Source organism: Streptomyces sp. NPDC050988 (assembly GCF_044456225.1).
In the GTDB taxonomy this organism is placed as follows: Bacteria; Actinomycetota; Actinomycetes; order Streptomycetales; family Streptomycetaceae; genus Streptomyces.
In genome coordinates this window covers 156,700-179,537 of the sequence record NZ_JBITFQ010000013.1, presented here as the reverse complement: position 1 = coordinate 179,537, position 22,838 = coordinate 156,700, and the positions used below count along the sequence as shown (strand labels likewise).

Below are 22,838 nucleotides of genomic sequence, written 5' to 3'. Positions count from 1 at the left end.
CGTCGCAGGTCCGGCATCGGGCCCAACCAGCCACACCCACCGTCGCCGCGGCGCTTGCTCAGGTCGTCGGCGTCGACTTCCAGGTCCCCACCCTGGCGCGAAGCTCCGCAGCGGGCATCTTGCGGGCTGAGGGCCCGGCGGGGCAGGGACCGCTGTTTGTGACGTGGGAGGTTGGAAAGGGCTCACTGGGCGAGGGCACCACGGAATCCCTGGGTCTGCCAAGACCGGTCCGTCACAGACTCGCCCCGAGTCCTTGCCGCCCTGCGCGCCGCAGCCTCATCGGGAGACCACCACCATGGAAAACAACGCACGCGCGACGGCCGTGCCCGGCTGGGTCCTGAAGTTCATGGACGCCATCGACACCCTGGAGTTCGGCGAGGGCTTCGCGCCGCTGACCGAGGACACCGACATGTTCTTCGGCACCGAGCACATCCACGGCGCCGATGCCATCAAGGCGTTCTTCGTCAAGATCGACGAGCCGCTGATCATCAAGCACGAGGTCCTGGAATTCTGGACCGCGGGCGACGGCGTCCGCCTGCTGCGCGGCGAGGCGACCATGGCCAAGAAGAGCGAACCGGACCAGGTGGTGCGGGCCCCGTTCATGCACATCTTCTACCTCGACCGGGAAGAGCCGGTCCGCGTCCGGACACTGCGCGTCACTGCGGGCCCGCTCCAGACCGACGCCGTGATGTGACCTCGTTCCGGGCCCCGCCGCGGGAGTTCCACCGCAGGGCGGCCGTCCCTCAGCGTTCCGGCGGACCGCCCAGGTTGTCGGTCGTGGCGCCCGCCGCGCGCAGGGTTTCGATGATCTGGGCGTACGTCTCGTGGCGGTCCCGATGCCGTGTCGCGCAGGTCAGGGCCTGAGGTGTCGGGGTGGCTCCTCGGGTGAGGAGATGGTGGACCATGCGGGGGTATCCGAATCAGGCCGCCCACTCCAGTGAGGTTCTGTTCCTCAGCGTCGCCTCGATGTCGGCTCCGCGGTCCAAGAGCAGGTCCACGGTCCGGGGGTGGCCCTCGGGCACGGACGTGGCCGCCAGTACCAGCGGCGGCTGCCGCATTCTGTCCAGGGTGCCGGGGTGGACGCCGGCGTCGAGAAGGGCCTCGGCGATGTCCGTGTGGCCGCGTGTCGCCGCCAGGCAGAGCGGGTTCGTCTCGTGGTACTCGCCCGCCCGCTGTTCCGGGTCGGCGCCCGCCTCGATGAGCAGGCGGACAACATCGAGATGGCCTCGGTGCACTGCCAGGTCCAGTGGCGTACGCCAGGCACGGTTCGGGTCGTCCACCGCCGTGCCCTCCGTCAGCAGCCGGGCCACCAGGGTCACGTCGCCGTCCGCCGCCGCCTGAGTCAGCCAGCCATCCCCTCTCCCCATGACGTGATCATTTCACCTGCCCGCCCACACCCACCTCACGTTTTCGTGGGCCGTCTCGTCATAGGGGCATGAACACGAAAATCCGGTACGCCAATCTCGGCTTTCTGGCCGTGACCGCGCTGTACACAGGCGCCTGGGCCTACTTCTCACCGCAGGAGTGGCACGCCAGCTTTCCCGGCTTCGGGCTGAGCTGGCTGCCCCAGCTGGGCCCGTACAACGAGCACCTCGCCAAGGACGCCGGGGCCATGTTCCTGGCGCTGGCGATTCTCACCGCCATCACCCTGGGTTCCGTACGGAACACCCGGCTCGTGCAGACCACGGGCGCGGTGTGGCTGGTCTTCAACGTGCTGCACCTCAGCTACCACATGCAGCATCTCGGGATGTACGGGACGCGCGACCAGGTGCTCAACGTCGTCCTGCTGACGGCGCTGGTGCTGTCATCCGCCCTTCTCCTCGTGCCGGTGCTCCCCGGACGGCGAGGGGACACATGATGACGTGCGGGATCAGGATGGACAGGGACAAGGCGGACAGGAACACGGCTGACGAAGGAGGTCCGTCATGCGGATCGCGGTAGCGGGCGGGACCGGGCTGGTCGGGCGGTACGTGGTCGACGAACTGGTCGCCGCAGGGCACGAGCCGGTGGTACTGGCCAGGTCGCGGGGTGTGGACCTCGTCTCCGGTGCCGGACTCGACGCCACCATGACGGGCGTGGAGGCCGTCGTCGACGTCAGCAACCTGCAGACCACCAGCGGCAAGAAGGCGATCTCGTTCTTCGAGAGCGTCGGCCGGAACCTCCTGGGCGCCGAGGCCCGGGCCGGCGTACGGCACCACGTGGCCCTGTCGATCGTCGGCCTCGAACGGGTCGGCCTCGGCTACTACAAGGGGAAGCTGCGGCAGGAGGAGGTCGTGGCCAAGGACGGCTCGACGCCCTGGACGATCATGCGGGCCACGCAGTTCCTGGAGTTCCCGCAGCAGGTACTCGACCGGATGCCGGGGCCGATCGCGATGGTGCCCCGGATGCGTACGCAGCCGGTGGCGGCCCGCGAGGTCGCCCAGCATCTCGTACGGCTCGTCCTCGGGCCGCCCCAGGGCATGGCGCCCGAGCTCGCCGGACCGCGCGTCGAGGAACTCGTCGACATGGTGCGCAAGGTGCTGCGGGCCGGGGGCCGGCGCAAGCTGCTGGTGCCGGTCACGCTCCCCGGCGCCGTCGGGCAGGCCATGAAGGGCGGCGGCAACCTGCCGACCGGACCGGGCTCCCGCGGCGCCCAGACCTTCGACGAGTGGCTCACCGAGAACATCCGGCACGTCGCACACAACGGGCCCGGCGGGCACGACGGGCACGGGCACGACGGGCGCCCCGGAGAGGGCGGCTGAGCGGCCCGTGCCCACACCGCCCGACTTCGACTCCGGCAGCGACCAAGGCCCCGGCTCAGACCAGAGCCCCGATTCCGAGCAGAGCAGCCCCGACCATGACCCAGGTCCCAGTCTCGGTTCCCTCATGGCCGAGCGGCGCCGGCTGCTCAACCTCGGCTACCGGATGCTCGGTTCGGTGCAGGACGCCGAGGACGTCGTACAGGAGACGTACGCCCGCTGGTACGCCCTGTCCGAACCGCAGCAGCGGGCGATCGTCACCCCGCTGGCGTGGCTGACCCGGGTCGCCTCGCGGATCTGTCTCGACCAGCTCGCCTCCGCACGGGTCCGCCGTGAGCGTTACACCGGGGAGTGGCTGCCCGAGCCGGTCAGGGGCGGCACCACCTGGACCAGCGCGGCCGGGGCGGGGCGGACGAGTGGGACGGGCGGGGACGATCCCGCCGACCGGATCACGCTCGACGAGTCGGTCAGCATGGGCATGCTCGTGGTCCTGGACTCGGTCACGCCCGCGGAACGGGTCGCCTTCGTCCTGCACGACGTCTTCGGCACGCCCTTCACCGAGATCGCCGAGACGGTGGGACGCTCCCCCGCGGCCTGCCGCCAACTCGCCTCCTCGGCCCGGCGGCGCCTCGCCGAGCGGCGGCCCGTCGGCGGTACGACGACGGAACACCGGCAGGTCGTCTCCGCGTTCCGCGAGGCGTGCGAGACCGGTGACCTCGACTCGCTGGTCGCCCTGCTCGACCCCGCCGTCGAGTCGCGCAGCGACGGAGGCGGCAAGGTGCGCGCGGCGCTGCGCCCGATCACCGGCGCGGACAAGGTGGCGCGCTTCCTCCTCGGCCTGCTGCGCAGGGAGCCGGACGTGGAACTCGTCGAGGACGACATCAACGGCACCCCCGGCGTCACGGTCCGCATCGCCGGTACGACCATCGCCGTCCTCGCCGCCGACGTCAGCGACGGCCTGATCACCGATCTGTGGCTCGTGGTCAACCCGGACAAACTCCACGCGTGGACCGATAGGCCGGCCGATACACCGACCGATACACCGACCGCCCGATGACTTTGCCTGCTCTTTACAACCCGGTCCGCCGCTGTCTCGTCTCTCCGCTCGATCCGTACCCCAGTCCGCCTGGTCACCGGGCGGGCGGGCCGACGAAAGAGAGCGATTCATGCGCCGAACTGTCCTCAGCGCCATAGCACTTGCCTGCACCGCGGTGCTGGCGAGCACGGTGCCCGCGTTCGCCGACGGGACGACCCCGACCGTGGCTCCGAGCGCCGCCCCGAGCCAGGCCACGGACGACACGGACCCGACGCCGGCTCCGAGCGAGCCCGCCGAGACGGCCCCGACGGTGGCTCCCACCCCCGCGCCGACCCAGGCGCCGGGCGACGAGGTCTCCGTCGTACCGAGCGGAGCCCCCGACACCGGTGAGGTGTCGACGTCGACGCAGTCCGGATCCGACGGCGGGATGATCGCCGGGGGCGCCGCCGCGGCGTTCGCCGTCGGCGGGGCGGCGTTCTTCGTCGTACGTCGTCGGCGGGCCACCGGGGAATGACCCTGCCCTCCAGGCACACGCTCTCCCGGCGCGCGTTCGTCACCGCGGCGGTGGCCTCGCTGCTCGTGAGCTGCGACGGCCAGCAGGCCGACCGGACCACGGACGACCGGTCCACGGACGACCGGTCCACGGACGACCGGACCACGGACGACCGGGCCGGAGCCGAGAAGACCGGGAGCTCGCGACCTCCCGCGAAGGCGGCGAAGGCGCTGGGTCGTTCGGTCCCGGTCAGGCTGCAGGTCCCGGCCATCCAGGTCGACACCCCGGTCATGCGGCTGGGCCTGGCCTCGGACGGCACCGTCGAGGTGCCCCCGATCGCGGCGGACGACAAGGCGGGCTGGTACCAGCACTCGCCGACGCCCGGCCAGGTCGGCCCGTCGGTGATCCTCGGCCATGTCACGGTCGGCTCCTACGGTGACGGGGTCTTCCATCACCTCTCGCGGCTGCGCCGCGGCGACCGGATCGTGGCGCGCCTGGAGAACGGCAAGGCGGCGGAGTTCGCGGTCACCGACGTACGGACGGTCGCCCAGGCGGAGTTCCCGACGAAAGAGGTCTACGGGAACGTGGGCCGTCCCGAACTGCGTCTCATCACCTGCGGCGGCCCCCGCACCGGTGACGGGTACCGCGACAGCGTGATCGTCTTCGCCGCGCTGAGCTCCGACAGCACGCAGTAACCCGTAGCTCCAGGATCCTGGGCCGAGGCACCGTACGTCGACGGACGGACGGTACGCCGACGGCCCGGGATCCTTCCTACGAGTCCGTCACGACCATGGAGAGCGTTGAAACGGTCCCGCGAGAAGGCAGCGTCCGAGCTGTTCGCCGCCCTCTACCCGCGCCTGGCCGGCTGGTGCCGCCGCCTGGTCGACGACGACGAGACGGCCCACGAGATCGCCTCGGAGGCGTTCACCCGGCTCTGGGCCCGCTGGACGAACGTGGCGGAGCCGCGAGGCTTCCTCTACGTCACCGCCGCCAACCTCGTCCGGGACCACTGGCGCAAACTGGAGCGCGAGCGCAGAGCCGTACGCCGTGTCAGCGACGAGGTCGCCGTCCGGCCGCGGAACGAACAGGCCGACCCGTCGGTGCGCCTGCTCGTACAGTCGCTGCCGGAACGACTGCGCGTACCGATCCTGCTGCACTACTACGCTGACATGCCGATCCGGGAGGTGTCCGCGCTGACCGGGCGCAAGGAAGGAACCGTCAAGGCCGACCTCCACGCGGCCCGAGAAATGCTCCGCGCCCACCTGAGGAGAAGCCTTGATCACACCCTCTGAGGACGGTCCGGACCTGGAGCCCGACGACCCCCTCGCCGTCATCCTGCGGCCGGCCTCCGGCTATCTCGCACCACCCCCGGGCGGCTACGAGGCGATCCGCCGCGACGCCTCCCGCCGCCGGGTGCTGCGCGCCGCGGCCGGGGTCGGTATTTCCTGCGTCGCCGCCGCCCTCATCGCGCTGCCGTTCCGCCTGGCCGCACCCGACGCGCCCGTCTCCCCGACGGTCCCGCTCGCCCCGCCGCCCGCGAGCAGCCCCTCGACGCCGCCCACCCCGTCGCCGTCGGCCTCCGAGCCCGCGACTCCCAGCCCCAGCCGCAACCCCAGTGACTCGGCACCGAGCGCCGGCCCCGGCGTCCCGGGCGACTCCACCGCCACGACCGAGCCGACCGCCCCCGACAGCGTCCCGACACCGACGCCGACACAGGCCCCGCCGTCCTTGGAACCGTCCGAACCGTCGACGGCTCCGGACCAGGTCGGTACCACGCCCGAGAGCAGCGTCCGGCCGTAAGGACCCGTCCCGCCGGTCGCTAGTCGACGACCGCGACCTTCGTCCCCGCCGTGCCGAACTTCCAGACCGCGTCACCGTCGGCGGCACGCATACGGATCCCGCCGGTCGGTACGCCGGACGCGGGCGGCGGCGGAGAAGAGCCGTCCACGGCGTTCGAGAAGGCGATGTTGGTGCCCGAACTGACGGTGAAGAAGACGATGTTCTCGATCTCCACGCCGTCGCTGCCCGTGCTCGTCTCGCGCCGGGTGCCGACCGTGTACGAGCCGGGTGCCGGGTTCACCGTCCCGGGCCACACCTTGAAGCTGCGCCGGGACGCGTCGCTCGCGTCGACGAGCCATACGCGGCGCTGGTCGAGGGAGTAGACGATGCGCCGTCCGGTGCCGGAGCCGTCCGGCACCGCGACCGGCTTGGACTCGTCAGGGCCGGCGGAGGGCTTGGCGGTCGCCGAGGTGGAGGGCTTCGGCGACGCCGAGGCCGTGGGCTGCGGGCCCTTGTCGGCCTTGACGGCCAGGAACGTCACCGCCACCAGAGCAGCCGCGGTCAGACCGGAGACCCAGACCCACGAGGGAAGCCGTCGGGCAGGCACGCGTACGCATCTCCTCAGCTCTGATTCACCCCGTCGGAGGGTCGGATCATCTTACTCCGACGGGCCCCTCGGCCGATCCTGGCCCACCCGGCTCACTCACCCGCCTCCGCCCGTCACTCCAGCACGGGCAGCAGTTCCGGCAGATGTCCGTCCGAGGCCGCCGCGGCCCGCTGCCGCTCCTGAGGCACCTCGCCGTACAGGGTGGTGCGGGGCCGGGACGGCCGTCCTGCCGCCTCCGCCACCGCGATCAGCTCCTTGACGGACTTGTACGAGCCGTACGACGAGCCCGCCATCCGGGAGATGGTCTCCTCCATCAGCGTCCCGCCGAGGTCGTTGGCGCCCGAGCGGAGCATCTCCGCCGCGCCCTCCGTCCCCAGCTTCACCCAGCTGGTCTGGATGTTGGGGATGTGGGGGTGGAGCAGGAGCCGCGCCATCGCCATCACCGCGCGGTTGTCCCGGGTCGTCGGGCCCGGGCGGGCGATCCCCGCGAGGTACACCGGCGCGTTCGTGTGGATGAAGGGGAGCGTCACGAACTCCGTGAAGCCGCCGGTCTGTTGCTGGATCCTGGAGAGCGTGCGGAAGTGGCCGAGCCAGTGGCGGGGCTGGTCCACATGCCCGTACATCATCGTGGACGAGGAGCGGATGCCCAGCTCGTGCGCGGTCGTGATCACCTCGATCCAGGTCGCCGTGGGCAGCTTGCCCTTCGTCAGGACCCAGCGGACCTCGTCGTCGAGGATCTCGGCGGCCGTGCCGGGGATCGAGTCGAGGCCCGCCTCCTTGGCCGCGGTCAGCCACTCGCGGATCGACAGGCCGGTGCGGGTCGCGCCGTTCACGACCTCCATCGGTGAGAAGGCGTGGACGTGCATGCCGGGTACCCGCTCCTTCACCGCGCGGGCGATGTCGAAGTAGGCCGTCCCCGGCAGGTCCGGGTGGATGCCGCCCTGCATGCAGACCTCGACGGCCCCCAGGTCCCACGCCTGCTGGGCCCGGTCGGCGACCTGGTCCAGGGAGAGCGTGTACGCGTCGGCGTCCGTGCGGCGCTGGGCGAAGGCGCAGAAACGGCAGCCGGTGTAGCAGACGTTGGTGAAGTTGATGTTCCGCGTGACGATGTACGTGACGTCGTCGCCGACCGCCGACCTGCGCACGTCGTCCGCGATCCGGCAGAGCGCGTCCAGCGCCGGTCCGTCCGCGTGCAGCAGCGCGAGCGCCTCGTCGTCGGTGAGGCGGGTCGGGTCGTCGGCGGCCGTCGCCAGCGCCGCCCGGATGTCCGTGTCGATCCGCGAGGGCACCATGCCGGGCGCCGCGGCCTCCCGAAGCGCGTCCCAGTCGCCGTACACGTGGTCGTAGTCCTCGCGCCGGTCGGACGTACGCCCCTCGGTGTCGATCGTGGTGTGCAGATCCGTGCGGCCCGACGAGGTGAACGCCTCCTCGGGCTCCTGCCAGGGGTGGCCCTCCACGACCGCGTCCGGCACGGCGAGCCCAGTCTCCGGGTCGGCGAGCGCCCGTACGTGCGGGAGCAGCCGCGGGTCCAGCCACGGCTCGCCGCGCTGCACGAACTCCGGGTAGACGCAGAGCCGTTCGCGCAGTTCGAAGCCCGCCTCGGCCGACTGCTCGCGCAGCAGGTCGATCTGCGGCCAGGGGCGCTCGGGGTTGACGTGGTCGATGGTGAGCGGCGAGACTCCGCCCCAGTCGTCGATGCCGGCGCCGATCAGCCGCCCGTACTCGGAGTCCACGAGGTTCGGCGGTGCCTGGAGGCAGGCCGAGGGGCCCATGATGTGCCGGGCCACGGCGACCGTCGCGACCAGTTCGTCGAGCTCGGCGTCCGGCATGCCGCGCATCGCCGTGTCCGGCTTGGCGCGGAAGTTCTGGATGATCAGCTCCTGGATGCCGTGGTAGGAGCGCGACACCCGCCGAAGCGCGAACAGCGAGTCCGCGCGCTCCTCGTACGTCTCGCCGATGCCGATCAGCACACCGCTGGTGAAGGGGACCGACGAACGGCCCGCGTCCTCCAGGACGCGCAGGCGGACGGCCGGCTCCTTGTCCGGGGAGCCGTAGTGCGGGCCGCCCGGCTCGCTCCACAGCCGCGTCGCCGTCGTCTCCAGCATCATGCCCATGCTCGGCGCGACGGGCTTGAGCCGCTGGAAGTCGGTCCACGACATGACACCCGGGTTGAGGTGGGGCAGCAGGCCCGTCTCCTCCAGAATGCGGATCGAGATGGCCCGTACGTACGCGATCGTGTCGTCGTAGCCGTGCGCGTCGAGCCATTCGCGGGCCTCGGGCCAGCGGTCCTCGGGCTTGTCGCCGAGGGTGATCAGGGCTTCCTTGCAGCCCAGTTCGGCACCCTTGCGGGCGATGTCGAGGACCTCGTCCGGGGACATGAACATCCCGTGGCCCGCCCGGCGGAGCTTGCCGGGGACCGTGACGAACGTGCAGTAGTGGCACTTGTCCCGGCAGAGCCGGGTGAGCGGGATGAAGACGCTCTTCGAGTACGTGATGACGCCGGGGCGGCCCGCCGCGTCCAGGCCCGCGTCACGCACCCGGGCGGCGGACGCCGTCAGGTCGTCCAGGTCGGCGCCGCGTGCCTGGAGAAGGACGGCTGCCTCGGTGACGTCGAGGGCGACGCCGTCGCGGGCGCGTTTGAGGGCGCGACGCATGGCGTTCGCGGTAGGCCCGGTTCCGGAGGTCGCGGAAGTCGTCATCCTTCGAGCATACGATCGCATTGATCAGGCCCCGTTACGGATGGGCCGCGTCACGAGCGGCACACCAGCGGCGCACCAGTGACACAGCAGCGGCCGACTACAGGTACTTGGCGTATTCGTCCAGTACGCGCAGTACGTCCCCCTCCCCGGCCGGCGGCAGCTGGAGGACGACCTCCTCGATGCCGAGGTCCGCGTAGTGCGTGAGCTTGCCGGGGGTGGGCAGCACGGCGTACGGCACGAGCTGGAGGGCCTCGGGGTCGCGGCCGGCCTCGGCCCAGGCGGCCCGCAGCACGGGGACGGACTCCGTGAGCCCTCGGCCGCCGATCGGCATCCAGCCGTCCGCGTACTCGCTGATGTGCGCGAACAGCTTCGGCCCAGCCGCTCCCCCGACGAGCGTGCGCGGTCCGACGACGGGTCCGCGCGGCTTCTGTACGGGCTTGGGGTGGGCGTGGCTCGGCCGTACCGAGCCGAACTCGCCCTGGTAGCCGGTCGGTTCGGCGGACCACAGCGCCCGCATCAGGGCCATCCGGTCCCGGACCAGTTCCCGTCGCGTGCGCCACTCGACGCCGTGGTCGGCGGCCTCCTCGACGTTCCAGCCGAAGCCGAGGCCGAGCGTGAAGCGGCCCCCGGAGAGATGGTCGAGGGTCGCGATCTGCTTGGCGAGGCCGACCGGGTCGTGCTGGGCGACGAGGGTGATCCCGGTGCCGAGCGCGAGCGACTCGGCGACCGCCGCGGCCTGGCCGAGGGCGACGAAGGGGTCGAGGGTCCTGCCGTACTCGGGCGGCAGCTCACCGCCCGCCGGGTACGGGGTGACGCGCTCCACGGGTATGTGCGTGTGCTCGGGCAGATAGAGCCCGGCGAAGCCGCGCTCCTCCAGCTCACGGGCGAGCAGCGTGGGGGTGATCGTCTCGTCGGTGAGGAAGATCGTCACGGAGATGCGCATGGCATCTCCTTACCGGCACGAGCCTCAACTGTCCATACCGACCGGTAGGGATTCCGCCGTCTTCTCACGATTGGTTCTCACGATTGCTTCTTATGAGTGCTCCATACCGGAAAGCTGCCGACCCCCTTCCCTTGCACCGCAGTTCACGGCTGAATACCAGGGTTGTCGTACGACCCCCCGCAGCACCTGAACCGCGACGTGCCACTCAGTCACTCACGAGACCCGGGAGCAGCAGACATGTGCGAGGACGACCACAGCGCAGACCGCAGCGGTGACCACGGCATCGGCAGACGCGCGCTGTTCGTGACGGGAGCCGCCGCCGCGCTTACGTTGGGAAGCGTGAGCTTTCCGAGCGAGGCCGCCGACGCGGCACACGCGTCCGAGACCCGGACGGTCCGCGGCACCCTGCCCACCGGTTCGCCGGACTTCGTGTACCTCCCCGTCGAAGTCCCGGACGGCGTACGGGAGATCAAGGTCGCGTACACCTACGAGAAGCCCTCCGTACCGGCGGGCACCGCGGGCAACGCGCTCGACATCGGCATCTTCGACCAGCGCGGCACCGAGCTGGGCGGCAAGGGATTCCGCGGCTGGTCGGGCGGGGCACGCACGGAGTTCTTCATCCGCGCGGACGACGCGACGCCGGGTTACATCCCGGGCCCGGTCGGGGCGGGAACGTGGCACATCGCCCTTGGCCCGTACACCGTGGCCCCGCAGGGACTCCCGTACGAGGTCACCATCACGCTGACGTACGGCGAGCCGGGCGCGGTCGTGAAGCCGGTGTACCCGCCGTCGCGGGCCAAGGGGCGCGGGCGTGCCTGGTACCGGGGCGACTGCCATCTGCACTCCTGGTACTCCGACGGCCGCCGCACCCCGGCCGAGATCGCGGCCCTCGCGCGGGCGGCGGGCCTGGACTTCATCAACTCGTCCGAGCACAACACGCACTCCGCGCACGCCCATTGGGCCTCGGAGGCCGGTGACGACCTGCTGATCATGCTGGGCGAGGAGGTGACGACGAGGAACGGTCACGTCGTCGCGCTCGGCACGGATCCGGGGACGTTCGTCGACTGGCGCTACCGGGCGCGCGACAACCGCTTCGGCAAGTACGCGCGGCGGATCCGCGAGGCGGGCGGGCTGGTCGTGCCCGCGCATCCGCACGCCACGTGCGTCGGCTGCAACTGGAAGTTCGGCTTCGGCGAGGCGGACGCGGTCGAGGTGTGGAACGGCCCGTTCGGCCCCGACGACGAGGTGTCGCTGGCCGACTGGGACAGCATGCTGGTCGCCTCCGTGCGGGAAGGGCGGGGTGACGGTGAGGGTGGGGGTGGCCGGGGCTGGATTCCGGCGATGGGCAACAGCGACGCCCACCGGGATCCCGACCCGGTCGGCACGCCGCAGACCGTCGTCCTCGCCGACGACCTGACCCGCGAGGCGATCCAGGAGGGGATCCGCGCGGGGCGCTCGTACGTGGCCGAGTCGCAGAAGGTGTCGCTGTCGTTCACTGTGGCCGGACCGAAGGGTGAACACGCGGGGATCGGGGGGCGGTTGAAGGTCGACCGGGACGATCCGGTCACCGTGACCCTGGAGGCGTCGGGTGTGCCGCGCTGTACGGTCCGGTTCGTCACGGACCAGGGGGTGCTGCACACAAGTGCGGTTCTGCCGGTGTCCGGGGGTGGGGTGGTGGAGTGGCGTACGACTGCGCAGTACGCGGCGTATGTGCGGGCGGAGGTGCGGCATGAGGCTGCGGTTGGGCCGTTGCCCGGGGCGATGGCCGCGTTCACCAATCCGATCTTTCTCGGGCGGGGGTGAGGGTGTGTGTCTTGTGGCGGTCGGATTGGGTTGCTCGCGCAGTTCCTCGCGCCCCTAAAAGATTGCGCAGTTCCCCGCGCCCCTGATGACTGCGCCGGTCCCCGCGGGCCTAAAAGATTGCGCAGTTCCCCGCGCCCCTGATGACTGCGCCGGTCCCCGCGGCCCTACTGCTAGGCGCCTCCTGCCATGCGGGATCGCTGGATGGATGTCAGCCGGTTCACGAAGAGGATGGCCAGTACGGCGGTCACGAAGCCGACGAGGTTGGTGATCTGGGCGCTGACGATGTCGTCCGTGGCGCCGACTGCGAAGTCCTCGTCGTACCAGCTGCTGATCGAGTCGTTCAGGTACGTCAGGACGTAGAACAGCCAGGACCACCACCAGGTGTGCAGCAGCCACCGACCGGCGCCCGTCGGGCGGCCGGTCGACACTGTCCAGACGTCGTTGCCGATCTGCTTGGGCATGTAGAGGTTGACTACCGGGATGAACCAGGAGCCGGCCGCCAACCCGAGCGAGTGGCGCACGCGCCCCGGTTCGAAGGCCTCGGCGTTGTTGCGCGTGCGCTGGAACCAGAACGACCACACGATCACCACGACCACACCCACCAGCGGGTCGAGGATCTCCGACGCCATCGTCGCCAGTCTCAGGTTCTCGAAGTCCGCGATGAGGGAGGGGTCGGACGTACTGTCCGCCGCGGTGAGTGGGATGTAGGCCAGTTCCAGGACGACGGACCGGAACAGCAGGGGCAGCGTGTAGAGGGCGAGCAGGACGGTCAGGGCCGTCGCGAGTCCCCGGGTCGAACGGGCGGACACGTTACGGGAGTTGGAGAGGGAGTGGTGGGGCGTATGCGGCCCGCTCCGGTGGAAGCCGCCCGGCGGGAGACCGCCCTGGTGAAAGCCTCCCGGTTGATATCCGGCCGGCGGCAGGCTGCCCGGCGGGGGGCTGTTCTGCCACGGCGGCGTCGACGGGTCGTAGCCGACGGGCGGGCCGAAGCCCGGCACCGGGGAGTGTGCGGGTGCGGGGCTCTGCGCGTGGCCCTGCGCCGGGGCGGCCGGACTCCGCACGGCGCCCGCTCCCGGGCCGGGGCCCGACGCCTGTCCGGCGAGTGCGTGGCTCTGCGGGTCCTCGCTGTTCAGTAGTTGCACGGCGTGCCGGCCCAGCTCCGCCAGTACCTCCCCCGGCAGCCACGCGCCGCCCGTGCCCTCCGCGCCCTCGAAGCCGTCGATGGACGTCAACAGCGAGTCCAGCGTGGGCCGTTGGGCCGGATCCTTCTCCAGGCACGCCGCTATCAGTGCGTGCCAGGGCTCGGGTATCCCCTGGAGTTCCGCCTCCTCCGACGCTATGCGGAAGAGCAGCGAGTGGATCCCGCCCTCGCCCGCGCCGAAGGGCAGCCGGCCCGTCACGGTGTACGCCAGCACGGCGCCGAGACAGAAGACGTCACTCGCGAACGTCACCCGCTCCCCGCGCACCTGCTCGGGCGACATGAAGCCCGGCGACCCCACGAGAGCGCCCGTCATGGTGAGGCCGTCGCCGGACTGGGTGGCCGTGTCGAGGGCGCGCGCGATGCCGAAGTCGATGACGCGGGGCCCGTCGATCGTCACCAGCACGTTGGAGGGCTTGAGGTCGCGGTGCACGAGACCCGCGCCGTGGATGGCCTGGAGCGCGCGGATGAGCCCGATCGCCAGCGCTCGTACGGACGTCGCTGGCAGCGGTCCGTACTGCTTGTCCACCACTTCGGAGAGCGAGGGGCCGGCGACGTAGCCGGTGGCGACCCAGGGCGTCGCCGCCTCCGTGTCGGCGTCCAGCACGGGCGCGGTCCAGTCGCCGCCGACCCGCCGCGCCGCCTTCACCTCCTGCGTGAAGCGCCGCCTGAAGTCCGGCTTGCGGGCCAGCTCCTCCTTGACGACCTTGACCGCGACCGTACGGCCGCGCTCGGAACGGGCCAGATACACCCGCCCCATGCCGCCTTCACCGAGTCTGCCGAGCAGTCGGTAACCGCCGATCCAGCCCGGATCTGCCGGGTCCAACCCGTCCATGCGTGCTCCCTCTCCCCCGGCGGCGCGTTCGCCTGAGAATAGGGGAGGGGCGCAAGTGACGTGTGCGGGACCCGTGTCTGCCGGTGGTCGGGTTCCGGTCAACAGTCGTGTTTCCAAAGGCAGTAACGGTCGTGTTCCCAACGGCAGTTCGGTGCCTATCGGCAGTACGTGTCCCTGGCGGGCCGTTCCCCCGTGACCAGGTAGCGGGTGACGGTCGCGTCCCCGCAGGCGTTGCCGTTGCCGAGGTAGGCGTCGTGTCCGGTGGCGTTCACGGTCACCATGACGGCCCGTTTGCCGAGGGCGGCGCGGAGTTCGCGGGCGCCGGCCAGCGGGGCGGCGGGGTCGCGCTCGTTCTGGACCATGAGGACGGTGGAGGGTCCGCGGTCGGTGATCCGTACCGGGTCATGCTTCGGCCGATACGGCCAGGCGGCGCAGAGGGTCGCGTTCCTCGGCATTCCGGCGGTCAGCGGGTACTTGGCGCGGCTCTCGTCGACCTCCTTCTGGTAGCGGGCGGCCGACGCGGGCCACGTCCCCTCGTTGCAGAAGGTCGCGGAGGCCACGGCGAGGCCGTTCTGCAACAGCGCCTCCGGGGGCGGCTCGGGCGCGGGCGGGACGGTGCCCTTCCGGGCGGCCAGGATCAACTGGGCTGCCGCCGGGAAGCCCTCGGGGTCGTAGAACGCGTCGAGCAGGCTCTGCCGCAGCACGTTGCCGTTCAGCTCGGCCGGATTGGCGCCCGGCCAGGGGATCGGCTCGCGGTCGAGGCGGGCGGCGAGCCGCAGGAACATCGGCCGCACCTGGTCCGCCGTATCGGCCAGCCGGTACGGATTCCCGGGCGCCGAGGCCCACTTGGCGAACTCGGGGAAGACGCTCTCGACCCCTTTCTCGAACCCGGCCCACAGGCCACGGGCGACCTGGCCGCCGTGGGCGTCCGCGTTGGCGTCCAGATTGCTGTCGAGCACGAACCGGTCGGTGCGGTGCGGGAACAGCTGGTTGTAGACGGCGCCGAGATACGAGCCGTACGAGACGCCCCAGGCGGACAGCTTCCGCTCGCCGAGCGCCGCCCGGACGCGGTCGACGTCATGCGCGTTGGCGACGGTGTCGATGTGCCGCAGCAGCTCCCCGCCGTTGCGCTCACAGGCGGCTGACATCCGCCGGGCGGCGGTCACGTTCCCGGCGACGGACCCGTCCGGTCCCGCGGGCCACGGCCGGAACGTGGTCGGGGCCAGGTCCTGCCCTTCGAACCCACAACTCACCGGCGCGGACCGCCCGTTGCCCCGAGGATCGAACACGACCAGGTCGTACGCCTCCCGCACCTCCCGCGGCAGCGTCCGCGCCTTCGCCGACTGCTCTTCGAGACTGCTGCCACCGGGCCCGCCGGGGATCAGCAGCAAGGCACCGCGGCGCACGGCCGGCTTCTCACTCCGGATACGGGAGACGGCGATACCGATCTTCTCGCCCTCGGGGTCGGCGTAGTCCATCGGCACGTCGACGGTCGCGCACTCCTGCCGGGGGCCGAAGCCGTTCCCCTCGCACTTCGTCCAGTCAAGTGGCTTGTCCCGTGCGGTGGTTGGAGTGGTCCGGGTGGTCGAAGCGGTCGCGGTGAGCGGCAGGGCGAGCCCGAGCACCACGCCGGAGACGGCGGTCAGGGCGATGTTCCGCTTGCTCTTCTTCATCATGGAAAGAGCCTCGCGAATCCGCGCCGCCCTCCCCATCCGGCCACCCGGCCTCTTGGCACGGCGGTTTCCCGAACCGGCGGCATCGGGGGAGAGGTTCCGGTGCCGGCGCGGCACGGCGTGGTCAGGGCCTGAGCAAGTCGTCCAGTTCGGCCTCGTACAGCAGCGCGGGGTCGAAGCCCATCCCGGTGAAGTGGCCGGCGAGCTCCAGGGACAGGACGCCGTGCAGCCGGGTCCAGAAGGCCAGGCCCCGGTGGAGGGCCGCGGGCGGGGCGGGGTGGCCGGCCGCCCACTGGCGGTGGCTTTCCAGGTGGGTGTCGAACGGCGTCGCGGGACCGTCCGAGGGCAGTGCGGCGCAGGCGTCGAGCAACGTCGCCATGATGCCCTGCGCGATCCCGGTGACGTCGTCCGGAGCGTGGTAGCCGGGCACGGGCGTGCCGTAGATGAGGAAGTAGCGGTGGGGGTCCGCGAGGGCCCACTCGCGCAGGGCGTGCGCGAGCGCGGTGAGGTCGGCGCCGGATCCGGAGGACGTCCGGAGGGCGTCGGCGAGGCTGCCGTACGCGTCCCTGATCAGCTCGGTGATCAGTTCGTCGCGGCCGGCGAAGTACCGGTAGAGCGCGGGGCCGCTCATGCCCATCTGCTTGGCGATCGCGTTGAGGGAGAGCGCGGTCGCACCCGCCGTGGCGATCTGCTCCCACGCGCGTTCCTTGATCTCCGTACGCACCTGGGCGCGGTAGCGCTCTCGCGGGGTGGTCGTGCCGGTCTCCGCCATGACCTGCCGCCTTCCGTACTCGTGGGGTGCTCGTGGGGATGCCTGCGGGCTACATGTTCAAGATTTAGTTAGAGGCTATCACTGAACCTCTTGACGTCGCCCTTCTCGTGAAGTTATAACTTCTAACAGAAGCGAGAGCGAGTAACTCACCTCGTCGCTCGCCGAGCCGCTCACCGAGTGGCTCACGCGGATCCCGAACACAGAGCGCAGTGGAGGAAGTCATGAACGCCGAAGCACTCGTCGAGGTCGTCCTGCCGGGCAAGGTCGAGCCGGAGGGGCTGGAGATCCGGCACGGAGCCGTGCCCGTCGCGGGCCCCGGTCAGGTCCTGATCCGGATGGAGGCGACCGGCGTCTCCTTCGCCGAGCAGCAGATGCGCCGCGGCCGCTACTACGACCAGCCGGCGTTCCCCTTCGTCCCCGGTTACGACCTGGTCGGCACCGTGGCCGCGACCGGTGAGGGCGTCGAGCCGGGCCTGGCCGGCACCCGGGTGGCCGCACTGGTCAAGGTCGGCGGCTGGGCCAGCCACGTACTCGTCGACGCGGCGGACGTCGTGCCGGTGCCCGACGGGGTCGGCGCGGCGGAGGCCGAGACGCTGGTGGTCAACGGCATCACCGCCTGGCAGATGCTGCACCGCAAGGCCCGCGTCCGGGCCGGGCACACCGTCCTGGTGCACGGCGCCAACGGCGGTGTCGGCTCGGTCCTGGTCCAGCTCGCCCAGGCGGCGGGCGCGAAGGTGATCGGCACGGCGTCCGCGCGCCATCACGACGCGCTGCGTGCCCAGGGCGTCACCCCCATCGACTACCGCACCGAGGACATCCCCGCCCGGGTCCGTGAACTCGCCCCCGGCGGAGTGGACGCCGTCTTCGACCACGTCGGCGGGCGCAGCGCGATCGACTCCTGGCACCTCCTCGCTCCCGGCGGCACGCTCGTCTCCTACGGCACCGCCTCCACCCGGGACGACGAGGGCTCCAAGCAGCTGCCCGTACTCAAGCTGCTCGGCCGGATCTGGCTGTGGAACGCGCTGCCCAACCGTCGGCGCGCCTACTTCTTCAACATCTGGGCCGGGCGGGCCCTGGCCAAGAACCAGTTCCGGGCCCGGCTGCGCACCGACCTCACCCAGGTCCTCGCGGCCCTCCAGCGCGGTGACATCACTCCCCACATCGCCGCACAGCTGCCGCTCTCCCGCATCGCGGACGCCCTGCGCCTGGCCGAGTCGGGCACCGTCGCCGGAAAGATCGTGCTGAACCCGTAGCGCGTGAACTGCCGCCACCCCGGCGGGCCGAGCCGCCCGGCCGAGCCCTATCCTCACGACCGACCGACGGCTTCGACCGACAGCTTCGCCATCTATGTCATCGCCCAGGACGAGGATCCCAACGACATGTCGCGCCACCACGAGACCAAGTTCCGCGTCATCACGAAGATCCAGCGATGGGTCGTGAACCCGGTGTCCAGGCTGCTGCCGTTCCAGACGCTGCTGGAGACCACCGGACGCAAGTCGGGGCTGCCGCGGCGGACTCCGGTCGGCGGGCGGCGGATCGGCCAGGAGTTCTGGATCGTGTCCGAGTACGGCGAGAAGTCGCAGTACGTAAGGAACATCCAGGCGAACCCGGCCGTCCGGGTCCGCGACAAGGGCCGGTGGCACCACGGCACCGCCCACCTGCTGCACGACGACGACGCCCGCACCCGCCTGAAGTCCCTCCCCCGCGCGAACAGCGCCGCGGTCCGAGCGGTCGGGACGAATCTGCTGACGGTGCGGGTGGATCTGACGGACTGAGGGACCCCACCCTCCGACGCCGGACGAAACCGGCTAGGCCGCCCCCCGCCAGACCGTCAGGGCGCCGCTCACGAAGCCGATGTCCGGCAGCTCGGTCGACTTCACGTCGACCACGAACAGAGCGATGTCTCCGGAGGGGTGTTCGAAGCAGATCTCGCTGCCGGCCGCCACAATGGCGAGCGGGAGCCTGTTCTCGGCGTCGGCGAGGGTCGCGCGACAGGATTCCAGGGTGGCGCCCGGCTTCTCGGAAGGCACCCAGTCGATCAGACTCGCGTCGCTCTCCAGCGCGCAGGTCTGCTTGCAGACGAAGCGGATGTCCCCCTCGCGTTCCTTCGCGCTCCTGTCGTCCTTGATGTCTTTGGCCTTCTTGAGGAAGCGGTAGGGGTCCTTGAGATCCAGGGGTTTCGTCGCGTTCAGCATCGCCAAGGGGTACGGGATCGGTTTCGGTGGCCCGGAAGCGTCCGAGGAAGGACGCGAACCTCCTGATGTCCGGCCGCCGCTTCCCGACCCCGAGGACTGCGCGGATGCCGATGAGGACGCCGACGACCGTCCGGACGCCTCCGAGCCGGACGTCGAGGACCCGGCCGCGTTCCGGTCACGGAGCCGGTCCGACATGTCCAGGGTCGTCCATGCCACGCCCGCCGACAGCAGCGCGCCCACCGTCACCAGGGCCGAGAACACCCTGGTACGCCGCCGGCGGGCCCGCCGCTCGTCCGGCACCGTCGGCTGCGGACGCCGCTGCAGTTGCGGCTGCGGGAGCAACGGCATCGTGTGCACGGGGGTCGGGTGCGGGAGCAACGGCATCGTGTGCACCGGGGTCGGGTGCGGAACCGGGGACGGAACGGTGACCTCCGGTCCCATCACCTCCCGCCAGACGGCCGACCCTGCGCCCGCGTCGGCACCCGGGCCCAGCCGCTGCCGACACCACTGGACGATCTCCGCCGGAGTGGCCCGCTCCGCCGGATCGGCCGCGAGGCACCGGGCCATCAGCGGACGGAGCTGCGCGGGCAACAGGGACAGGTCGGGTTCCGAGTGCACGATCCGGTACAGCACGCCGACCGAGTTGCCCTCCCCGTACAACGGCTCGCCCAGCGCCGCGAACGCCGCCGTCTGGCCGAGCGCGAACACGTCGGTCGCCGCCGTGACCTCACCCCCGGACGCCTGCTCGGGAGCCATGAACTGGGGCGTGCCGACGGTGGCTCCCGTGGCGGTGTGCGAGGTGATCCCGGCGGCCAGCGAGATACCGAAGTCGATCACCCGCGGCCCGTCGGCGGCCAGCAGCACATTGGACGGCTTCAGGTCCCGGTGCACGATTCCCGCGGCATGGATGGCCTGCAGAGCCTCGGCCACCCCCGCCATCAGCCACAGCACCGCCGGCACCGGCAGTGGTCCGCGCCGGGCGACGGCCTCCGCCAGCGAGGGCCCTGGCACGTACAGCGTGGCCAGCCAGGGCGGTACGCCGTCCGCGTCGCCGTCGATCAACTCCGCGGTGTACGCGCCCCGGACCCGCTGGGCCGCCTTTATCTCCCTGCGGAACCCCCGCCGGAAGACCGGGTCGTCGGCCAGCTCCGGCCGGATCACCTTGATCGCCACCGGCCGGCCGCCCTGGGTGTGCGACAGGTAGACCCGGCCCATGCCTCCCGCGCCGAGCCGGGCGGCGAGGCGATAGCCGGCCACCGTGGGCGGATCGTCCGCCTGCAGTGGCTGGAACACCTCAGTCGCGTGGTCCATCGGCCCTCGTCCCTGTCCCCCGGTCGTCGGAGCGGAAGGCACGGTGCCAGGCCACCCCGTCAAGATCGTACGAACTGGGAATTCAAGCACGCCGGCGCCGAATTCGTGACTCGGTTCGAGAGTCGCCCCGGCGTTCAGGCGAAGGTCGCCGGGTCAGGCAGGGGGGCGCCGGGTCCGGCAGAGGGAGGAGAGCTGCCTAACTCCGAGGGGCGTTCGAGATCCGGTTCAGCCACTCCGTGAGCAGGGCGTCCTCGGCGGGGCTGAGCACCGGGGCCGGGGCCTGGCGGAGGAGGGCGTTGAGACGGGCCGCGGTGGCGGGGAGGCGGGCCTCGTCCGCCTCGGGAGTGGAGGGGTCGCGGGTCGAGGGGCCGGCGGAAGCCGCCGTCGAAGCCGTCATCACGTCCGGTGTGAAGACCATGGTGTGCACCGAGTCCCGTACCCGGCGGGACACCGACTCGTCCGTGAACGTCGCCGGGCGGGAGACCAGCATCAGGGCCACGCCGACGTTCGCGGACATGATGATCTGGGCGGCCAGCTCCGGGGCGAGGCGCAACTTGCCCTGTTCGGCGGCCCGTTGAAGGTCCGACGTGAGGATGCGGTGGGACTCCAGGGCCGCCGCCGGGGGCGTACGCATCGCCGGGGAGTGCATCAGGCGGAACAGGTTCGGGTTGTGCAGGGCGAACTCGACGTGGGTGTCCCAGCCGTCCCGCAGGTCCTGAATGGGATCCGTGCCGGGGGCGCGGTCGCGCTTGGTCGCGAGGTACTTGTCCCAGCCGTGGTCGACGACCGCCGACAGGAGTCCCTCCTTGTCCCCGAAGTGGCGGTAGAGAGCGGGAGCGCCGACCCCCGCCGCCTCGCACACGGCCCGGGTGGAGACGTCCCCGTCGGGCGACTCGGCGACGAGGGCCGCCGTCACTTCGAGAATGCGCGCTTTCGTACTCACGGGAGCGACGCTATCCGAGGTCATACGGTCGGCCGCGAGGAGGCAGGGGTGTGCGGGGCGAGGAGGTCGTCCAGGCCTATGCGGGTCAGGAACTCGGCGCGGATGCGGTCCGCGACCCGGCTGACCTCCTCCGACCCGTCGTTCGCGGGGTCGACGTGGACCCGGAAGGGCCGCTCGCCGGGCGGGGTGTCGACGACCTCGACGATCGCGTCGGCCACCAGGGAAGCGGGGGCGTCGGCGGGCGCGAGGGCGGCGAGGCGCTGGGCGACCTGGTCCATCAGTCCCGCGTACCGCTCCTCGTACGCAGGCAGGACCGCCTGCTCGGCGGGGTGGCCGCCGGTCGCGAAGTGGTTCGTGCCGGAGGTGAAGGCGCCGGGCACGACGATGGTCGTCTCTATGCCGAAGCGGGCCAGCTCGGCCGCGTACGACACCGCGAGCGCGTCCATCGCGGCCTTCGCGGCGAAGTACGGCGCGAGATAGGGCGGGGTGCCGCCCCGGGTCGAGGTCGAGCCGATCCACAGCACCAGGCCGTGCTCCTGGGCCCGCAGGTGGGGCAGCGCGGCGCGGTTGACCCGCTGGGTGCCCAGCACGTTCGTGTCGTACACCGCGGCCAGTTCCTCCGGGGTGAAGGCCTCGGTCGGACCGGTCACCATGTGGCCCGCGTTGTGGACGACCACGTCCAGCGCGCCGGCCCCGGACAGGACCGTGGCGACGGCGGCGTCCGCGGACTCCTGCGAGAGGACGTCCAACTCGACCGTACGCAGGTCCACTCGATGCTCGGCCGCGTACGCCTCGGCCTCCGCGACCCGGCTCGCGTTGCGCCCTGCCGTGTCGCGCATCGCCGCGTAGACCGTGTGCCCCGCGTCGGCCAATGCCCGCGCGGCGAGCGCGCCGAATCCCGAACCGGCACCCGTGATGACGATCGTCCTGCCCATGACGGAACTCCTGAGGAGAGAGGAAGGAAGAGAAAGCAGGTGGGAAGAAAGCGGGTCGGGGGCCTACGCGATACCGCCGTTGGCGCGGAGCACCTGGCCGTTGACCCAGCGGCCGGACGGGCCGGCGAGGAAGGACACGACCCCGGCGATGTCGCTCGGCGTGCCGAGGCGCTCCAGCGGCGGCTGGGCGGCCATCCGCGCGATGGTCTCCTCGTCCTTGCCGTCCAGGAACAGGGCGGTGGCCGTCGGGCCGGGGGCCACCGCGTTCACCGTGATGTCCCGGCCGCGCAGCTCGCGGGCCAGGATCAGCGTCATGGCCTCGACGGCGCCCTTGCTGGCGGCGTACGCGCTGTAGCCGGGTATGGCGAGAGCCAGCACGGAGCTGGAGAAGTTGATGACCGCGCCGCCCTCACGCAGCCGGCGCACGGCCTGCTGGTCGACGACGAACGTGCCGCGGATGTTCGTGCGGTGCATCCGGTCGAGGGCGTCGAGGTCGAAGTCGGCGAGCGGGGCCAGTGTCATGACACCGGCCGCGTGGACGACCACGTCGACCCCGCCGTACGTCGACTCCGCGGCGTCGAAGAGTGCCGCCACCTCGGTCTCGTCCGCCACGTCGGCCCGGAAGGCGAGCGCCTGCCCGCCCGCCTCGGTGATCGCGGCGACGGTCTTGTCGGCCTCGGCCTGATTCCCGGCGAAGTTCACGACGACCGCGAAGCCGTCGCCCGCGAGGCGCTCCGCGGTCTCGCGTCCGATACCGCGGGATCCGCCGGTGACGACCGCTACGCGAGTTGAAGTCGACGCGGAGGTGCTGGTGCCGGTGCTGGACTGCTCACGCATGACGGTGCTCCTTGTCCCGGGGGGGTAGCGTTGCTCGCACC

The 22,838-nt window shown here is 71.4% G+C and carries 23 protein-coding genes; 11 read left to right on the top strand and 12 right to left on the bottom strand.

The genetic code is table 11. The features are described from left to right. Positions 1 to 295 precede the first annotated feature (295 nt). Complete coding sequence (locus ACIBEI_RS27155; protein ID WP_398892850.1) at positions 296 to 694, top strand: nuclear transport factor 2 family protein; 399 nt, start codon at positions 296 to 298, stop codon at positions 692 to 694. A gap of 49 nt (positions 695 to 743) precedes the next feature. Here ACIBEI_RS27155 and ACIBEI_RS27150 read toward each other — a convergent pair whose 3' ends face one another. Beyond that, positions 744 to 905 carry a hypothetical protein gene (locus ACIBEI_RS27150; protein ID WP_398892849.1) on the bottom strand — a complete coding sequence of 54 codons (162 nt, stop codon included), beginning with the start codon at positions 903 to 905 and terminating at the stop codon, positions 744 to 746. Positions 906 to 920: 15 nt separating this feature from the next. Next, positions 921 to 1,367, bottom strand: coding sequence for an ankyrin repeat domain-containing protein (locus tag ACIBEI_RS27145; protein WP_398892848.1), 447 nt, complete (start codon positions 1,365 to 1,367; stop codon positions 921 to 923). Between the two features lie 68 nt (positions 1,368 to 1,435). On the opposite strand from ACIBEI_RS27145, the gene ACIBEI_RS27140 reads away from it, so the two are divergent. From ACIBEI_RS27140 to ACIBEI_RS27110, 7 genes are all read left to right on the top strand, one after another. Further along, positions 1,436 to 1,858, top strand: coding sequence for a hypothetical protein (locus ACIBEI_RS27140; RefSeq protein WP_398892847.1), 423 nt, complete (start codon positions 1,436 to 1,438; stop codon positions 1,856 to 1,858). A 67-nt stretch (positions 1,859 to 1,925) separates the two neighbouring features. Continuing rightward, entirely contained in the window at positions 1,926 to 2,741 is an 816-nt protein-coding gene (locus ACIBEI_RS27135) for an SDR family oxidoreductase (protein ID WP_398892846.1), read from the top strand. Positions 2,742 to 2,865: 124 nt separating this feature from the next. Beyond that, positions 2,866 to 3,795: an RNA polymerase sigma factor SigJ gene (gene sigJ / locus ACIBEI_RS27130; protein WP_398892845.1), complete on the top strand. Its 930-nt coding sequence runs from the start codon at positions 2,866 to 2,868 to the stop codon at positions 3,793 to 3,795. A gap of 109 nt (positions 3,796 to 3,904) precedes the next feature. Beyond that, entirely contained in the window at positions 3,905 to 4,288 is a 384-nt protein-coding gene (locus ACIBEI_RS27125; RefSeq protein WP_398892844.1) for a sortase-dependent protein, read from the top strand. Next, positions 4,285 to 4,962 (top strand): class F sortase, encoded by a 678-nt coding sequence (locus ACIBEI_RS27120; protein WP_398892843.1) that lies wholly within the window; start codon positions 4,285 to 4,287, stop codon positions 4,960 to 4,962. Before ACIBEI_RS27125 ends, ACIBEI_RS27120 begins: the two co-directional genes overlap by 4 nt. 105 nt (positions 4,963 to 5,067) lie before the next feature. Next, positions 5,068 to 5,559, top strand: a complete 492-nt coding sequence (locus tag ACIBEI_RS27115) for an RNA polymerase sigma factor (protein WP_200396553.1) — start codon at positions 5,068 to 5,070, stop codon at positions 5,557 to 5,559. After that, positions 5,543 to 6,067: a hypothetical protein gene (locus ACIBEI_RS27110; RefSeq protein WP_398892842.1), complete on the top strand. Its 525-nt coding sequence runs from the start codon at positions 5,543 to 5,545 to the stop codon at positions 6,065 to 6,067. Before ACIBEI_RS27115 ends, ACIBEI_RS27110 begins: the two co-directional genes overlap by 17 nt. Positions 6,068 to 6,086: 19 nt before the next feature. Here the strand turns inward: ACIBEI_RS27110 and ACIBEI_RS27105 are convergent, their stop codons facing one another. The 3 genes from ACIBEI_RS27105 to ACIBEI_RS27095 all read right to left on the bottom strand — a co-directional run bounded on the left by ACIBEI_RS27105 (position 6,087) and on the right by ACIBEI_RS27095 (position 10,295). Beyond that, positions 6,087 to 6,653: a hypothetical protein gene (locus ACIBEI_RS27105; protein ID WP_398892841.1), complete on the bottom strand. Its 567-nt coding sequence runs from the start codon at positions 6,651 to 6,653 to the stop codon at positions 6,087 to 6,089. A 113-nt stretch (positions 6,654 to 6,766) separates the two neighbouring features. Continuing rightward, positions 6,767 to 9,352 carry a bifunctional FO biosynthesis protein CofGH gene (locus ACIBEI_RS27100; protein WP_398892840.1) on the bottom strand — a complete coding sequence of 862 codons (2,586 nt, stop codon included), beginning with the start codon at positions 9,350 to 9,352 and terminating at the stop codon, positions 6,767 to 6,769. 97 nt (positions 9,353 to 9,449) lie between these two features. Then, positions 9,450 to 10,295 carry an LLM class F420-dependent oxidoreductase gene (locus tag ACIBEI_RS27095; protein ID WP_398892839.1) on the bottom strand — a complete coding sequence of 282 codons (846 nt, stop codon included), beginning with the start codon at positions 10,293 to 10,295 and terminating at the stop codon, positions 9,450 to 9,452. 237 nt (positions 10,296 to 10,532) lie between these two features. Here ACIBEI_RS27095 and ACIBEI_RS27090 point away from each other — a divergent pair, with 237 nt between their 5' ends. After that, positions 10,533 to 12,098, top strand: coding sequence for a CehA/McbA family metallohydrolase (locus ACIBEI_RS27090; protein ID WP_398892838.1), 1,566 nt, complete (start codon positions 10,533 to 10,535; stop codon positions 12,096 to 12,098). A 170-nt stretch (positions 12,099 to 12,268) separates the two neighbouring features. Here ACIBEI_RS27090 and ACIBEI_RS27085 read toward each other — a convergent pair whose 3' ends face one another. The 3 genes from ACIBEI_RS27085 to ACIBEI_RS27075 form a co-directional block, all read right to left on the bottom strand. Beyond that, complete coding sequence (locus ACIBEI_RS27085) at positions 12,269 to 14,131, bottom strand: protein kinase (RefSeq protein WP_398892837.1); 1,863 nt, start codon at positions 14,129 to 14,131, stop codon at positions 12,269 to 12,271. Between the two features lie 155 nt (positions 14,132 to 14,286). Continuing rightward, entirely contained in the window at positions 14,287 to 15,804 is a 1,518-nt protein-coding gene (locus ACIBEI_RS27080; protein ID WP_398892913.1) for an alpha/beta hydrolase, read from the bottom strand. Between the two features lie 124 nt (positions 15,805 to 15,928). Further along, positions 15,929 to 16,576 (bottom strand): TetR/AcrR family transcriptional regulator, encoded by a 648-nt coding sequence (locus tag ACIBEI_RS27075; protein ID WP_398892836.1) that lies wholly within the window; start codon positions 16,574 to 16,576, stop codon positions 15,929 to 15,931. Between the two features lie 221 nt (positions 16,577 to 16,797). On the opposite strand from ACIBEI_RS27075, the gene ACIBEI_RS27070 reads away from it, so the two are divergent. Beyond that, positions 16,798 to 17,829, top strand: a complete 1,032-nt coding sequence (locus tag ACIBEI_RS27070; protein ID WP_398892835.1) for a medium chain dehydrogenase/reductase family protein — start codon at positions 16,798 to 16,800, stop codon at positions 17,827 to 17,829. A gap of 126 nt (positions 17,830 to 17,955) precedes the next feature. Next, positions 17,956 to 18,351 carry a nitroreductase/quinone reductase family protein gene (locus ACIBEI_RS27065; protein ID WP_398892834.1) on the top strand — a complete coding sequence of 132 codons (396 nt, stop codon included), beginning with the start codon at positions 17,956 to 17,958 and terminating at the stop codon, positions 18,349 to 18,351. A 33-nt stretch (positions 18,352 to 18,384) separates the two neighbouring features. On the opposite strand, the gene ACIBEI_RS27060 is transcribed toward ACIBEI_RS27065, so the two are convergent. The 4 genes from ACIBEI_RS27060 to ACIBEI_RS27045 all read right to left on the bottom strand — a co-directional run bounded on the left by ACIBEI_RS27060 (position 18,385) and on the right by ACIBEI_RS27045 (position 22,797). Further along, on the bottom strand, positions 18,385 to 20,082 hold the full coding sequence (locus tag ACIBEI_RS27060) for a protein kinase (protein WP_398892833.1): 1,698 nt from the start codon (positions 20,080 to 20,082) through the stop codon (positions 18,385 to 18,387). Between the two features lie 196 nt (positions 20,083 to 20,278). Next, positions 20,279 to 21,049: a TetR/AcrR family transcriptional regulator gene (locus tag ACIBEI_RS27055; protein WP_398892832.1), complete on the bottom strand. Its 771-nt coding sequence runs from the start codon at positions 21,047 to 21,049 to the stop codon at positions 20,279 to 20,281. After that, positions 21,046 to 21,960 (bottom strand): SDR family NAD(P)-dependent oxidoreductase, encoded by a 915-nt coding sequence (locus ACIBEI_RS27050; RefSeq protein ID WP_398892831.1) that lies wholly within the window; start codon positions 21,958 to 21,960, stop codon positions 21,046 to 21,048. Before ACIBEI_RS27050 ends, ACIBEI_RS27055 begins: the two co-directional genes overlap by 4 nt. Before the next feature lie 63 nt (positions 21,961 to 22,023). Then, positions 22,024 to 22,797: an SDR family oxidoreductase gene (locus ACIBEI_RS27045; protein ID WP_398892830.1), complete on the bottom strand. Its 774-nt coding sequence runs from the start codon at positions 22,795 to 22,797 to the stop codon at positions 22,024 to 22,026. Positions 22,798 to 22,838: the final 41 nt, after the last annotated feature.

What these genes read in the sequence shown, in the direction of transcription:
- ACIBEI_RS27120 (WP_398892843.1), top strand. Translation starts at nt 4,285, where the DNA reads ATGACCCTGCCCTCCAGGCACACGCTCTCCCGGCGCGCGTTCGTCACC.
- ACIBEI_RS27085 (WP_398892837.1), bottom strand. Translation starts at nt 14,131, where the DNA reads ATGGACGGGTTGGACCCGGCAGATCCGGGCTGGATCGGCGGTTACCGA.
- ACIBEI_RS27060 (WP_398892833.1), bottom strand. Translation starts at nt 20,082, where the DNA reads ATGGACCACGCGACTGAGGTGTTCCAGCCACTGCAGGCGGACGATCCG.
- ACIBEI_RS27050 (WP_398892831.1), bottom strand. Translation starts at nt 21,960, where the DNA reads ATGGGCAGGACGATCGTCATCACGGGTGCCGGTTCGGGATTCGGCGCG.
- ACIBEI_RS27100 (WP_398892840.1), bottom strand. Translation starts at nt 9,352, where the DNA reads ATGACGACTTCCGCGACCTCCGGAACCGGGCCTACCGCGAACGCCATG.
- ACIBEI_RS27075 (WP_398892836.1), bottom strand. Translation starts at nt 16,576, where the DNA reads ATGGCGGAGACCGGCACGACCACCCCGCGAGAGCGCTACCGCGCCCAG.
- ACIBEI_RS27055 (WP_398892832.1), bottom strand. Translation starts at nt 21,049, where the DNA reads ATGACCTCGGATAGCGTCGCTCCCGTGAGTACGAAAGCGCGCATTCTC.
- ACIBEI_RS27150 (WP_398892849.1), bottom strand. Translation starts at nt 905, where the DNA reads ATGGTCCACCATCTCCTCACCCGAGGAGCCACCCCGACACCTCAGGCC.
- ACIBEI_RS27090 (WP_398892838.1), top strand. Translation starts at nt 10,533, where the DNA reads ATGTGCGAGGACGACCACAGCGCAGACCGCAGCGGTGACCACGGCATC.
- sigJ (WP_398892845.1), top strand. Translation starts at nt 2,866, where the DNA reads ATGGCCGAGCGGCGCCGGCTGCTCAACCTCGGCTACCGGATGCTCGGT.
- ACIBEI_RS27140 (WP_398892847.1), top strand. Translation starts at nt 1,436, where the DNA reads ATGAACACGAAAATCCGGTACGCCAATCTCGGCTTTCTGGCCGTGACC.
- ACIBEI_RS27145 (WP_398892848.1), bottom strand. Translation starts at nt 1,367, where the DNA reads ATGGGGAGAGGGGATGGCTGGCTGACTCAGGCGGCGGCGGACGGCGAC.
- ACIBEI_RS27135 (WP_398892846.1), top strand. Translation starts at nt 1,926, where the DNA reads ATGCGGATCGCGGTAGCGGGCGGGACCGGGCTGGTCGGGCGGTACGTG.
- ACIBEI_RS27125 (WP_398892844.1), top strand. Translation starts at nt 3,905, where the DNA reads ATGCGCCGAACTGTCCTCAGCGCCATAGCACTTGCCTGCACCGCGGTG.
- ACIBEI_RS27095 (WP_398892839.1), bottom strand. Translation starts at nt 10,295, where the DNA reads ATGCGCATCTCCGTGACGATCTTCCTCACCGACGAGACGATCACCCCC.
- ACIBEI_RS27155 (WP_398892850.1), top strand. Translation starts at nt 296, where the DNA reads ATGGAAAACAACGCACGCGCGACGGCCGTGCCCGGCTGGGTCCTGAAG.
- ACIBEI_RS27045 (WP_398892830.1), bottom strand. Translation starts at nt 22,797, where the DNA reads ATGCGTGAGCAGTCCAGCACCGGCACCAGCACCTCCGCGTCGACTTCA.
- ACIBEI_RS27070 (WP_398892835.1), top strand. Translation starts at nt 16,798, where the DNA reads ATGAACGCCGAAGCACTCGTCGAGGTCGTCCTGCCGGGCAAGGTCGAG.
- ACIBEI_RS27065 (WP_398892834.1), top strand. Translation starts at nt 17,956, where the DNA reads ATGTCGCGCCACCACGAGACCAAGTTCCGCGTCATCACGAAGATCCAG.
- ACIBEI_RS27080 (WP_398892913.1), bottom strand. Translation starts at nt 15,804, where the DNA reads ATGAAGAAGAGCAAGCGGAACATCGCCCTGACCGCCGTCTCCGGCGTG.